Raw genomic sequence first — 10,500 nt, forward strand, 5'->3', positions numbered from 1 at the left:
TTGTGAACCGGACGCCGGTCGTCGTCGAGTAGGAAGCTCGGGCGGTGGCAGAAGCGGCACGGGCGGCGGCGTCCGCCGCCCCAGTGCTCGCGTTTCTTGTGCCAGTCCAGGGAAACGCGCCCCTGGTAGATCCGGTGGCCAGGGTTGGCGGTGGCTGTCATGCTGACGGGTGCCTTCCTCTTGAGTGTTCGGGAGGGGGCGGGCGCGGCCTCGGCGGGTGTGCTTGGCGGCTGGTCGCCGAGGCCGCGCGGTGAGGCGGGTTAGAACGGCGGTTCGTCGCCCTGCCACTGGCCGCCGGTGCTGGCGCCTGCGGGGGCGGCGTTTGCCCACGGGTCGGTGGGCGCGCCGCCGGCGTGGCCGTTGCCGCCGGTGCGGGTGGCCTTCTGCGGTTTGGCGGTGGCGAAGCGCAGCGACGGGCCGATCTCATCGACGGTCATCTCGGTGACGGTGCGCTTGTCGCCGTCGCTGGTCTCGTAGGTACGCATGCGCAGCCGGCCGGAGGCGATGACGCGGGTGCCTCGGGTGAGCGATTCGGCGACGTGCTCGCCGAGGTCGCGCCACGCGCTACAGCGCATGAACAGCACCTCGCCGTCCTGCCACTGTTCGACCTGCTTGTTGTAGGTGCGGGCGCTGGAAGCGATGGTGAAACCGGCGACGGCGGTGCCGGTCTGGGTGTAGTGCATCTCGGGGTCGCCGGTCAGGTTGCCGATGATGGTGATCGTGGTCTCTCCGGACATGGCGGGTCGTCCTTCCTGTCAGTGGGCGGTGAGCCGAGGCGAGAGGTGGGCGCCGGTCGCGGTGACGAAGGCGAACCCGTTGCGGATCGGGCGGAAGCGGTCGAGGTTGATGCGGTGCGTGGTGCCGCGCATGTCGCGGGGGTTGCTGCATGTGATCTGGCAGGGCAGGTCGATGACGCGCTGCACGTCGTGGGAGTTGGTCAGGGTGGTGCAGATGGCGTGCGTGCCGTCGATGGCGTCAACCACGATGGTTCGGCCCTGTGCTTGCTGGTCGGCCCAGATACTTCCGGGGGTGACGGCGTAGATGCTGAGGAGCTTGTTGGGCATGGCGTTTCCCTTCGAGCGGTGGGGGCGGGTGCGGGTTAGCGGGTGCCGTCGCGGTGCAGACGGCGGAAGTGGACGTAGAGCTGCCAGCCGAGGCGGGGCCGCATGCCGGTGCCGTCGCAGGCGCGGCAGGTGCGGTTCTTGCCGCCGGGGGCGCAGCGCCGGCAGGTTCCCCACGGGGACGCGTAGCACCAGCAGACGTAACCGAGAGTGAGGATCGGTAGGCAAACGACTAGCAGGGCGATGACGGTAGCCAAGGCGGCCTCCAGGCCGGATTTCGGGATTGCCGCAGGTCGGGCGCTAGACGCTAGCGCCCTGGTAGATCGCGGATTTAGTCGCTAGGAGGGGTGCTAGGCCTAGCAGGGGATGCCGCTAGACCTAGCGGGAGATCACCGGGCTACGAAACCGCTCCGCGACTACGCTCCGCTATCTCTTCGCGGATGATGCCGCGCCGGTTCGCGCCCTTGCCGTCTGCGGTGGTGCCCCACACTTGGACGGTCTTGATGCCGTGCGGCTTGAGCATCGCGGTGAGCTGTTCGACCTCCCACCCGCCATAGACCTCGGGCCGCAAGTCGGCCAGTCGGGCGATGACGGTCTCGTTCCACACCTTGACCTCGGACGCGCCGACCACGGCCAGGACGTCGTCCAGCAGGTCATAGCTCGGCGCGCTCTGTTCGGGCTTCTCACCGAGGGCGTGACCGGTCAGGGTGCCGGCGGCCTTACGCAGCGCGTACGCGCGATCGGCGATGAGCTGGGTTTGCGGCGTGTCAAGGTAAGCGGACTTGACCACCTTGGGCATCGGGGTCGCGCCGATCAGGTAGCCGGTGCCGGCGTCGGTCTCGGACACGAACACGGTGGCGCGGATGCCGTTCTGATACGCCGAGGTGCCGAGGATCATGTCGTTCTCGGTCTGGCCGGCCACCTTCAGGCAGAACCGGATCGACACGTTCGCCGAGATGCCCGTGGGCAGGCTGGCCTTGTCCGGGCGCTGGGTGGCCAGGATCAGCACCACGCCGAGGGCGCGCCCCAACTTGATGATGAACTCGGCATCCTCACCCGCCTTGGCCCCGTACTCGGGGTGCGCGAACAGGTTCTGGCACTCGTCGAAGATGGCCACCAGCGGATGCAACCCGAGCGAGCGCTTGTCGGCGATCTGCCGGGTGACGCGCTTGTCCGGGCACAGGTCCGGCGGCAGCGTCTTGAGCGCGGCGGCGCGGCGCATGACCTCCTTACGCAGCAGCGCCAGGGAGTCGGCGGCATACGCGATGGCCTCATCGTGGATGCCGGACACGTAGCGGTGGCAGACCTTCTCGTACGGGTCCAGGTCGCCGGTGCCCTTCAGCTCGTGGAACCAGCCCTCGGCGGTCGGGTCGAGCACCACGCCGGCGGCCAGCTCGCGCACCGAGGCGGTCTTGCCCTGGCCGGGAAGCGAGCCGATCAGGATGTTGTGCTGGATGAACGGCACGGTGACCAGCCGGCCGCGCGGATCGTTGCCGAACGGGACGCCCTTGAACAGGTCGTGCGATGTGACTTTGAGCAGGGGCGACTTGACGATGGTCTTGGACAGGTCCTTATCTCCGACCCACAGGATCAGCCGACCTTCATGGATGGAGGAATCCCCCTCGGGCCAGATACAGCCGAGGGGGCGGCGCAGCGCGCCGGACAGCCGTTCCCGCTTGTCCATCACGTCGCCCACGGTCACGCCGTAGGGCAGATCCAGATCAGCGCGCCAACCGGGACCGTCGCGGGTGATCGGGGAGACGAACCGGATGGCATCCTTGGGGTTCTTGGCCATCGCCTGCGTGATGCCGCTGATGCCCAGCACCATCAGGGCGCGGATGACGATGTCGCTGGTCAGCTTCTCCACGGTGGAGGCCAGCACGGCGCGTTCGATCAGCGGCCGGTCGGCGGGCTTGCCGAGGATGCCGAGGGCGGCCAGCGCCACCGCGAGGGCGCCCCACTGCACGGCGGTCGCCGCGCCGGCCACGATGATGGCCGCGATCAGCAGCGTGACCAGCACGACCAGCATGACCGGGACGCGCAGCCGCACGCGGGAATCACGCTGACGCGACAGCTTCAGGTACGCCTCGGGGTCGGCCTTGGTCACGGCGGCCACCCGTACCGGCTCGCCTTCCAGGTCGAACGTCCAGCGCACCATGCCACCCACCAGGCGAACGAAACCGCGCGGGGAACGGAAGACCAACCGGCCGGCGTACAGCGGAGTGCGGGTGAGCTGGTAGCCGGCCACGTGAGCGTAGTGCTTGCCCAGCCAGGTCAAGGTTTGCATCGCCTCGGTGCGCGAGCGCAGCCACAGCGGCACCACCGGGCGGCTGGTGCGCACCTTGGCCTCCAGCTCGGCGCGCCAGTCGCGATCCTCCCCGCCCGGCTGGTCAACCCGTATGACCTGCCCTTCCAGGGCCGGGCGGTCGCCGGCCGGGGCCGGGCTGGTCGGCTCCGGGTCGTCGGGGCGGGAGGGGTGGCGGCCGGCGCGGGCGGCGTCCAGGTGAACGATGTCGGCGCCCTTGCCGTCGCCGGCCTCGGCGGGCTCGCCGGCGTGGTCGAGGTCAGCGGCCGGGGTGCCGCTCGCGGCCGGTTCAGGCCGGTCGGGCTGGTCGTCGGGCTGATCGGCGGGGTGGAAGGGCTCGTGCGTCATGATGGGATCACCTCGTGTCCGTCGCAGGTTGCGGGGCGGCAGGGTGCGACCGGGTCTTGGCGGATGTGGTCGCACCCTGCGTGTTCGCGTGATGAGGGCGGGGCCGGCGTGGTCGTCACGCGGCTTCCTCGGTGAGGGCGTCACGGACGGCGCGGGCGTCGTCCATGCCGCAGTGAAGCGCCTGCCGGAGCTTGTTGGCGCTGGGGTTGGCGGGCAGGGCGCCGGCGGCGATGAGGATCTGTGCGCGTTCGATCAGCGGGGCCACCTCGGCGGCGGTTCGCCTTACCCGATCACCGGTGTTTGCGCTGTACGTAAGGCCGGTAACCCCGCCGCCGGTCGTCCCTCGGGTGGGGTCGAGGCGGGCGAACGCGGCCAGGATGATGGGCAGGGCGGTGACGATGGCAACAGCCACGATCGGCCCCAGCACGTGCACCACCAACCGCCACAGCGAGAAATCCTCGGTGCTCCACGGCAGGTACGGCCAGGCGTTCATGCCGAGGGTCAGCCCGAGGAACAGGTACTCGATGCGGATCAGCTTGCGATCGTTGAGCGGCTGCCCCTGGGTGCCGAGGTAGGCGCGGGCGCCCACGACGACCAGGAGCGCGAGCGACATGAACGGCTCCACCAGCCAGGCGAGGATCCAGCCGGGCGACCACGGCTCAGCGCCCCCGGCGGCGAAGTGCTGAACGCCCGCGGTTGACCAGGCCAGCGCCAGCGCCAGCGCCACCATGGCGGCGCTGACCAGCAGCCGGCGCATCCGCGCGGCCTGCCATGCCCGCATCGCCGGGTCCTGCCCCAGCATGTGCAGGCGGGCGGCCTCGTGGGCCTTCTTACGGCGCCTGCGCAGCCGGGGCGTGTCCAGCAGCAGCGGCGTGTCGTCGGTCTGGAGCACGGCCAGTTGACGAGCCTCGACGACCTCGGCGCGCAACTGCCGTACCCGCCGCGTCTCCCCCGCGCCGCTCAGCTCGGCCGAATCCTCCAGCTCGGCCGGTAGCGGCGAGGGCAGCGCGGCGGGGGCGGGCGGTGCGGCTTCGGTCAGGTGGCGTTCAATCTCGGCCAGCGCCCGGGAGATGTCCTCCGGGCTCGGCTCAGGCGTGGGTGCGGCGGTGCTCATGCTGCTTCCCTCCAATCGGTCTGGTCGGTGCGGATGGCGGCTTCCTCGGCGCAGTCGAGGCAGATCCCCAGGTGGCGCGGCAGCACATAGCCGACATCACGCAGGCACTCGGGGCAGGTGCGGCGGGCGGCGTTGGCCTTGCCGAGGGCGACGCGCTGGCGCGCGGTCGCGGTGCGCTTGGGCAGGGCGAAGCGCACGTCGTAGAGGTAAGCGGCACGGATGCCGCCGGGCGCGTTGTAGCGGCGCGAGCGCCACAACACCTGTGCCTGTACGCCCTGCCCTCCGGGACGCAGCCCCTCGGCGGTGAGCTGTCGCAGGGTGAGCAGGTGCGGCGGGGCCATCTTCCACGGGTAGGTGGGGATGCCGTGCCGGTCGCCGGACGGGTCCCAGAACGCGGCGCGGATGCGGCTCATCCCTGCCCCCCGGTGATGATCAGAGCGGCGACGAACAGCCACACGTGGTGCCAGGACTGATCAAGGGCGTAGGCGCCGGTCCCCAGGTGCGGGGCATCGTCGGTGCCGGGCCGGGGCGCGCCCATCTGGTAGAAGCCGCTCTTGCCGATCAGGGCGGCCAGCTTGGCGAGCGGGGCGCGGCGGTCGGCCCAGTAGTGCGAAGCGGCATCGACGGCCAGCCCCAGCAGGAGCGACAGCGGCGCCACGGCAAGACCGGTGACCACAGCGACCGCGCCGAGGGCTACGGCCTTGGTCAGCGTCAGCGTGCCCACGTGCCGCAGGCAGGCCAGCCGACCCGAGCGCGTGGGGGCGCCCTTGGCGCATGCCTGCCCGTGGGTCTGAATCCAGTGATCGCCGAAGCTGTGCGCGGCGTACAGAGCAGCGAAGACGGCAGCGAAGACAGCCGGGCCGGTCATGAGGCCACCCCCAGAACGGGCATGGCGTCGTAGGCGGCCAGCTCGGCGGGTGTATGGCCAGCCCAGATCCCCGAGGCGGGGCGGACCGTCAGCGCGTACAGGCCGCACAGCGCGCGGGCCGGGCAGGTCGAGCACACGTCGCGGGCCACGCTTTCGCGGGCGGCGCGCTCGGCGGTGGTCTCGATCGTGGCGCGCGGGCCGGTGTGCAGGTCGGGGTCGTAGGTGCATTCGGGCAACGGCGTGTCGCCATCTGCCTGCCACAGCGCTTCAACCTGGTCGAGCGACATACGCGACGGGTGGATCGGAACGTTCGAACGAACCATGATGGTGGTACTCCTTCGGGAGTCGAGCCGGGGGCGGCTCAGGTCTTGGCGGATTCGGGGCCGCCCCCGGGGGGTGATGGGTTGGTCAGGCGGCGACGGCGCGGATGAACTCGGCGAAGTGCTGGACGCCGGCCGTTGCCGTCTGGAAGGCCCACTTGAACGCCACGGCGGCGCCCTGCGGGTCGGTGAAGATGTAGAAGACGATGCAGATCAGGAACAGCGTCGGCAGGAACCGGCCGACGCTCTTGACGGGCTGCATGTGGGCAACTCCCCTCTTGGATGGCCGGCGTCATGCCGGAGTGCCCCGGCGGGGAGTCGAACCCTGCCTGCGACCATCGGGGCGGTAGAGCACAGGTCAGCCGGGCAAGTCGGCGCCCGAGCATGTCCGTGAGTTACCTGAACCAGCGCGTCGAGGTCGCCCGGTCGAAGCCTTCGCTTGCGGCTTTGATCTCGGCTTTGGTGGCGCCGCGATACGCCTTGTCCCCGGCGTCTTTCGCTCGCTGCCAGGCACGATCGTCCTCGCGGTCGATCGCGTCTTCTCGGTCAAGGTCGGCCTTGATCATGGCGATGACCTTGTCCCGCCGCACGGGCGCGGGCGGAGTGGCGTCCTTCTTCTTGCCGGGGAACAGGCCCATGACGATCTCCTTCGATAGGTGGGTGTGGGGCGTGCCCCGGCGGGGAGTCGAACCCCGCCTGCGACCATCGGGGCGGTAGAGCCGAGGTCAGCCGAGCAAGTCGCGCAGCATGGCCTGGTGGGCGCGGAACACCTGGCCGCCATAGGTGATGTCGAGGTCATCGACCAGGGCGTCGTAGCTGTCGGCGTGAACCCAAACGGCGCGCATGGCGTCGTCGGCCCCGACCACGGCGGGCAGGTCGTTGCAGCCGCCGGCCGCCAGGTTGAACCTGACAGGCACGGTGACCATCCACGCCTCATCGCTGGCGCGCGGGTCGGACACGTACCGCGCCGGAAGCACCTGCCGAGACACGCTCGACAGGTTCAGGCAGGTCTCCTCTTCCAGCTCGCGGACGGCAGCCGCTTCCGGGTCCTCGCCCGGCTCGACATAGCCGCCGGGGATGGCCCAGCCGTGCCCGTCCGAGCGTTCGACCATGACCAGCCAGCGGCCGGCCTTGGTGTCGACGGTGACGATGGCATCGGCGGCGAGCTGTTCGCCCCAGTGGCCCAGCTCGTTGCGGCCGTAGCGGATGCCCGTCTTCTCGCACGGGTTGACGGGGCGACCGTCGATCACCTCGAACGGGATCGCGGCGGTGGCCTGGCGGCCGGTCCAGTCGATCTGTGCGGGGTCGGTGCGCGGGTCGGCCCAGCCTTCCCGAACGCCCTTGTCGAACACGTCGGGGTGCGTGAACGTGATGTTCATCGGCGGCCTCGCTGCCCGCCGACCGGCGTGGTCCGCGACAGCTCGCGGTCGTACGCCTCACGGGCGCGCGGGTCCTCGCTGCCCCAGTCCGGCGCCTGGTAGCGGCTCTCAGCCTCGCGGGTAAGCCGGGCCTGCGCTTTGTCGTAAGCCTTGTCACGCGGAGTCTGTGACATGCTGGATGTCTCCTTGTTGTGGAGCCGGCGGCGCGTTCTTCTCTTGGTCGGGTAGGGCGCGCCATCACCGGCAAACAGTGCGAACGGACGTGCTTCCTTTCGTGGTTGGGGGTGCGCGCGGAGGGGCGCGCTCGGTCGTGCCCTGGCGGGGAGTCGAACCCCGCCTGCGACCATCAGGGCGAACCATCTACGTGTCGTTGCGGATGGTGTTGACCTCGCGCAAGAACGCCTCGGCCCGGTCCGGCTCCATGAAGGACGCGAAGTCCTCCAGGTCCGTCTGGCTCAGGTGCTCGGCGGTGGCGAGAGTGTGAGCGAACAAGCTCATGTCGTCTCCTAGAACAGAGATCGATGCAGGGCGTTTTCCCTGCTCGGCCCGCCTTTTTCGGTGGGAGGCGGCTTGCCCTGTATTCAGTTGATCAAGTGACGTGTGCCCAGCCCGTTGGCGTGCGGCTTGCGCCGCCTTCCCAGGTCTTCCGGCTGTGCGGGTCGTGCAGGGCCTCTGCACGCTCCTACCGTAAACCGCCCCTGCACGGATCGTCAAGGGGCTCTTTCCGGCAAGGGGCGGTTTACGGCAACGGCCCCTGCACGTACCCTGTGGACATGACAAACGAAGAGGACGACAAGCGGCTGTCCTCGGTGCTCAGCGCGTTCTCCGTGGCAGCGGAACGGGCTGACCGCATGGTCCGCGCTGACCAGGACCTTGACCGGGCGTTCCAGCGTGCCGACGCTGCGAGCGAGCATGTACGCAAGCTGTACGAGGACCTAACAGCGCTACGGTCACAGGTCGCCAAACGCATTTACGAAACGGAAAAGGTGAGCCTCAGCGTTCTTGCAGAGCGATGGAGTGTCAGCAAGACAAGAGCCGGGCAAATCATCCGTGCCGCCAAACCGCAAGGCGACTCCCCCGGAGGCGAGAATGCCTGAGAACATGAATGTTCGCGTAGAGGTCTGGCCCGTCATAGCAGACGAAATCGGGCTATGGCTGGCAAGTGGACTCGATGCATGGCGTAGCGGAAATGTTTCCTACGACCTCGGTCCGCGCGATGAAGTGCAATACATCCTCGATAAGCACGAAATCGGAGAAAGACTACAAGTAATCCACTCGACAAGCTGGCGAGCGGAGAATGGTCACGTCATTTTGACGTACATTGCCGCGATTCACTGCCCTGACCTGGCGCGGAAGTCCTGGCCAGAAGCCGCCCCTATCTCGCCCGACCTCGCTGTAGAGGTGGGCAAGCCAACGCCCACCCCGCCAACCGGCGAGCCTGTTCCGCGATACATCGATGTCCTACTGCACGGCCTGCGGCACTTCCGATTCCTCACACTCACAGATGGGCCGGCAAGAGAAGCGCTAGGGGACCGCTGGAGGCAGTATCTTCAGGCGTTCGCGCCTGCACTCTCCGGGATGTACGAGTACCCCGACGAACCCATCACCATCAAGCCGCAGATCCTAGATCAATAGCCAAGTGGTCAAGCAGGGGGGCGCGCAACCCTTTGGATCTGCGCCCCCTGCCTGGAGGGGGCCCTCGGTGACCGGTGCACGCTCCGAAAGGCTGCCTGGTGGCCATTGAGAGCGAGACGCACGCCCTAAGGCATCAAGACAAAGTTGGTCTTGTTAGCGGGGCGCTCAGGGCTCCATGTGTTCACGGCGACAGCATGCGCGTCGCATGCGCGTCGCCGTGACGGTAGGAAGAGTGGCGTAACTGACATCTCCCCAGGTCAAGCTACATTTGATGCTTTGAGGGACAGCGCTCTGTAAAACCGTCGGCTCAGCCTACGCAAGTTCGAACCTTGCACCTGCCACACCAGCGGGAAGAGGCCCGTCACCAGCGGAAACGCAGTGACGGGCCTCTCGCGTTGTGTCCGGCCGTCTACGGCGCACGCCGGTCCCCTACGAGTGGCTACGCTGAATACGCGCTGAAGATCATCGGATTTGGTCAAGGGAGTCCGGCGGCTTCGGGGACGTCGGGGGTAGCGCTGCCTCGATGCGCCGCATGGCCTCAACCTGCCCACCGGAGATGCACTTGGCGTAGACCCGTAGCAGCACCTCGACGCTGTGCCCTGCCCACTCGGCGACCTGGGGCGGATTCACGCCGGCGTTGAGCCACGCGGAGACGCACGCATGCCGAAAGTCGTACGGTCGCCTGGCGATTCCTGACGCTCGTTCGGCAGGCGTGAGAGCGCGTTGACGCGCCGCGTGCCAGACCGGCAGGTAAGTGCTGTCGCGAATAATGCCGCGTCGGGGACCGGTGAAGATGCGGCCTTCTCGACCAACAGGGAATTCGGCGAGGTGGGCACGCAGCAGCGTGACCAGATCAGGGTGAACGGGTACGGGTCGCTTCGCTTTCGGCGCGCGGTGCTTCAATCCGCGGCGCTGTCGCGCACTTCCGTCGTCGGTCCACTTGGTTCCGACCTCAGGGTCGGCGTTGGTCAAGATGAATTCACCCCATCCGTCGCCTGGGGGAAGCTTCACGATGTTCTCTTTGCGCAGGGCAATCACCTCTTCCGGGCGGAGAGCCGCGTAGTACATGCAACCGAAGAAGGCAGCGAGCCGCTTGCCCATGGCGCCTTCCTTGGCGACCTCGGAGAGGAGGGCGCGGGCCTGGTTGGGGTTGGCGACCACTCCAGGGTCTACGGCTTCCTCGGTCTTGGGCCTGGTCCACGTGACGTTGTGGAGCGGGTTCTGTTCTAGTGCGTTGATCTCTATGGCGAACTTGAAGAGGTTGTTGAGCACCTGTCGCTTGCGCTTGACGGTGTTGCCCGCAGCGGCTGTTCCGTCCTGCGTGCGGCTGATGCGGTCAAGGACTGGGCTTGATCCGGTTTGACGGACATCCGAGATCAGGGGTTCGTCCCGGGAAGGATGTCCATGATGGAGAGCATGGGGAAGAAGAAGCCGCGTCCTCGCCGCTCGTTCACGCCGGAGTTCAAGGCC

16 protein-coding genes are annotated in these 10,500 nt (G+C 68.3%); 2 read left to right on the plus strand and 14 right to left on the minus strand.

What is annotated here, in order from left to right; all coding sequences use genetic code 11:
* Positions 1 to 260: 260 nt before the first annotated feature.
* From KME80_RS12890 to KME80_RS12950, 13 genes are all read right to left on the minus strand, one after another.
* A complete protein-coding gene (locus tag KME80_RS12890) occupies positions 261 to 737 on the minus strand; it encodes a single-stranded DNA-binding protein (RefSeq protein WP_219504656.1) in 477 nt (158 codons plus the stop codon).
* Between the two features lie 18 nt (positions 738 to 755).
* Positions 756 to 1,064, minus strand: coding sequence for a hypothetical protein (locus KME80_RS12895; RefSeq protein ID WP_219504658.1), 309 nt, complete (start codon positions 1,062 to 1,064; stop codon positions 756 to 758).
* A 35-nt stretch (positions 1,065 to 1,099) separates the two neighbouring features.
* Positions 1,100 to 1,318 carry a hypothetical protein gene (locus tag KME80_RS12900; protein WP_219504660.1) on the minus strand — a complete coding sequence of 73 codons (219 nt, stop codon included), beginning with the start codon at positions 1,316 to 1,318 and terminating at the stop codon, positions 1,100 to 1,102.
* A 140-nt stretch (positions 1,319 to 1,458) separates the two neighbouring features.
* Positions 1,459 to 3,714, minus strand: a complete 2,256-nt coding sequence (locus KME80_RS12905) for an FtsK/SpoIIIE domain-containing protein (RefSeq protein WP_219504662.1) — start codon at positions 3,712 to 3,714, stop codon at positions 1,459 to 1,461.
* Positions 3,715 to 3,829: 115 nt separating this feature from the next.
* On the minus strand, positions 3,830 to 4,828 hold the full coding sequence (locus KME80_RS12910) for a hypothetical protein (RefSeq protein ID WP_219504664.1): 999 nt from the start codon (positions 4,826 to 4,828) through the stop codon (positions 3,830 to 3,832).
* Positions 4,825 to 5,241, minus strand: a complete 417-nt coding sequence (locus KME80_RS12915) for an RRQRL motif-containing zinc-binding protein (RefSeq protein ID WP_219504666.1) — start codon at positions 5,239 to 5,241, stop codon at positions 4,825 to 4,827. Before KME80_RS12915 ends, KME80_RS12910 begins: the two co-directional genes overlap by 4 nt.
* Positions 5,238 to 5,696 carry a transcriptional regulator gene (locus tag KME80_RS12920; protein ID WP_219504668.1) on the minus strand — a complete coding sequence of 153 codons (459 nt, stop codon included), beginning with the start codon at positions 5,694 to 5,696 and terminating at the stop codon, positions 5,238 to 5,240. Before KME80_RS12920 ends, KME80_RS12915 begins: the two co-directional genes overlap by 4 nt.
* Positions 5,693 to 6,019 (minus strand): WhiB family transcriptional regulator, encoded by a 327-nt coding sequence (locus KME80_RS12925; RefSeq protein ID WP_219504670.1) that lies wholly within the window; start codon positions 6,017 to 6,019, stop codon positions 5,693 to 5,695. Before KME80_RS12925 ends, KME80_RS12920 begins: the two co-directional genes overlap by 4 nt.
* 85 nt (positions 6,020 to 6,104) lie before the next feature.
* The gene (locus KME80_RS12930) at positions 6,105 to 6,278 is read right to left on the minus strand and encodes a hypothetical protein (RefSeq protein ID WP_219504672.1); all 174 of its coding nucleotides are present in this window, start codon (positions 6,276 to 6,278) and stop codon (positions 6,105 to 6,107) included.
* Between the two features lie 133 nt (positions 6,279 to 6,411).
* Positions 6,412 to 6,654, minus strand: a complete 243-nt coding sequence (locus KME80_RS12935; protein WP_219504674.1) for a hypothetical protein — start codon at positions 6,652 to 6,654, stop codon at positions 6,412 to 6,414.
* An 87-nt stretch (positions 6,655 to 6,741) separates the two neighbouring features.
* Positions 6,742 to 7,395, minus strand: coding sequence for an NUDIX domain-containing protein (locus tag KME80_RS12940; protein WP_219504676.1), 654 nt, complete (start codon positions 7,393 to 7,395; stop codon positions 6,742 to 6,744).
* A complete protein-coding gene (locus KME80_RS12945; protein ID WP_219504678.1) occupies positions 7,392 to 7,568 on the minus strand; it encodes a hypothetical protein in 177 nt (58 codons plus the stop codon). The genes KME80_RS12940 and KME80_RS12945 overlap by 4 nt, the downstream gene beginning before the upstream one ends.
* Before the next feature lie 187 nt (positions 7,569 to 7,755).
* Complete coding sequence (locus KME80_RS12950; protein ID WP_219504680.1) at positions 7,756 to 7,893, minus strand: hypothetical protein; 138 nt, start codon at positions 7,891 to 7,893, stop codon at positions 7,756 to 7,758.
* Positions 7,894 to 8,168: 275 nt separating this feature from the next.
* Here KME80_RS12950 and KME80_RS12955 point away from each other — a divergent pair, with 275 nt between their 5' ends.
* Both KME80_RS12955 and KME80_RS12960 read left to right on the plus strand, forming a co-directional pair.
* Complete coding sequence (locus KME80_RS12955) at positions 8,169 to 8,492, plus strand: hypothetical protein (RefSeq protein ID WP_219504690.1); 324 nt, start codon at positions 8,169 to 8,171, stop codon at positions 8,490 to 8,492.
* Entirely contained in the window at positions 8,485 to 9,030 is a 546-nt protein-coding gene (locus tag KME80_RS12960; RefSeq protein ID WP_219504692.1) for a hypothetical protein, read from the plus strand. Before KME80_RS12955 ends, KME80_RS12960 begins: the two co-directional genes overlap by 8 nt.
* A gap of 462 nt (positions 9,031 to 9,492) precedes the next feature.
* Here the strand turns inward: KME80_RS12960 and KME80_RS12965 are convergent.
* Positions 9,493 to 10,500, minus strand: a 1,008-nt coding sequence (locus KME80_RS12965) for a tyrosine-type recombinase/integrase (protein WP_281426978.1), incomplete at its 5' end; no start/stop codon positions are given.

This window comes from Nonomuraea ceibae, from assembly GCF_019396325.1.
In the GTDB taxonomy this organism is placed as follows: Bacteria; Actinomycetota; Actinomycetes; order Streptosporangiales; family Streptosporangiaceae; genus Nonomuraea; species Nonomuraea ceibae.

Excerpts from the sequence above, each read along its gene's own strand:
- KME80_RS12890 (WP_219504656.1), bottom strand. The coding sequence starts at position 737 with ATGTCCGGAGAGACCACGATCACCATCATCGGCAACCTGACCGGCGAC.
- KME80_RS12895 (WP_219504658.1), bottom strand. The coding sequence starts at position 1,064 with ATGCCCAACAAGCTCCTCAGCATCTACGCCGTCACCCCCGGAAGTATC.
- KME80_RS12905 (WP_219504662.1), bottom strand. The coding sequence starts at position 3,714 with ATGACGCACGAGCCCTTCCACCCCGCCGATCAGCCCGACGACCAGCCC.
- KME80_RS12910 (WP_219504664.1), bottom strand. The coding sequence starts at position 4,828 with ATGAGCACCGCCGCACCCACGCCTGAGCCGAGCCCGGAGGACATCTCC.
- KME80_RS12915 (WP_219504666.1), bottom strand. The coding sequence starts at position 5,241 with ATGAGCCGCATCCGCGCCGCGTTCTGGGACCCGTCCGGCGACCGGCAC.
- KME80_RS12920 (WP_219504668.1), bottom strand. The coding sequence starts at position 5,696 with ATGACCGGCCCGGCTGTCTTCGCTGCCGTCTTCGCTGCTCTGTACGCC.
- KME80_RS12925 (WP_219504670.1), bottom strand. The coding sequence starts at position 6,019 with ATGGTTCGTTCGAACGTTCCGATCCACCCGTCGCGTATGTCGCTCGAC.
- KME80_RS12930 (WP_219504672.1), bottom strand. The coding sequence starts at position 6,278 with ATGCAGCCCGTCAAGAGCGTCGGCCGGTTCCTGCCGACGCTGTTCCTG.
- KME80_RS12935 (WP_219504674.1), bottom strand. The coding sequence starts at position 6,654 with ATGGGCCTGTTCCCCGGCAAGAAGAAGGACGCCACTCCGCCCGCGCCC.
- KME80_RS12940 (WP_219504676.1), bottom strand. The coding sequence starts at position 7,395 with ATGAACATCACGTTCACGCACCCCGACGTGTTCGACAAGGGCGTTCGG.
- KME80_RS12945 (WP_219504678.1), bottom strand. The coding sequence starts at position 7,568 with ATGTCACAGACTCCGCGTGACAAGGCTTACGACAAAGCGCAGGCCCGG.
- KME80_RS12950 (WP_219504680.1), bottom strand. The coding sequence starts at position 7,893 with ATGAGCTTGTTCGCTCACACTCTCGCCACCGCCGAGCACCTGAGCCAG.
- KME80_RS12955 (WP_219504690.1), top strand. The coding sequence starts at position 8,169 with ATGACAAACGAAGAGGACGACAAGCGGCTGTCCTCGGTGCTCAGCGCG.
- KME80_RS12960 (WP_219504692.1), top strand. The coding sequence starts at position 8,485 with ATGCCTGAGAACATGAATGTTCGCGTAGAGGTCTGGCCCGTCATAGCA.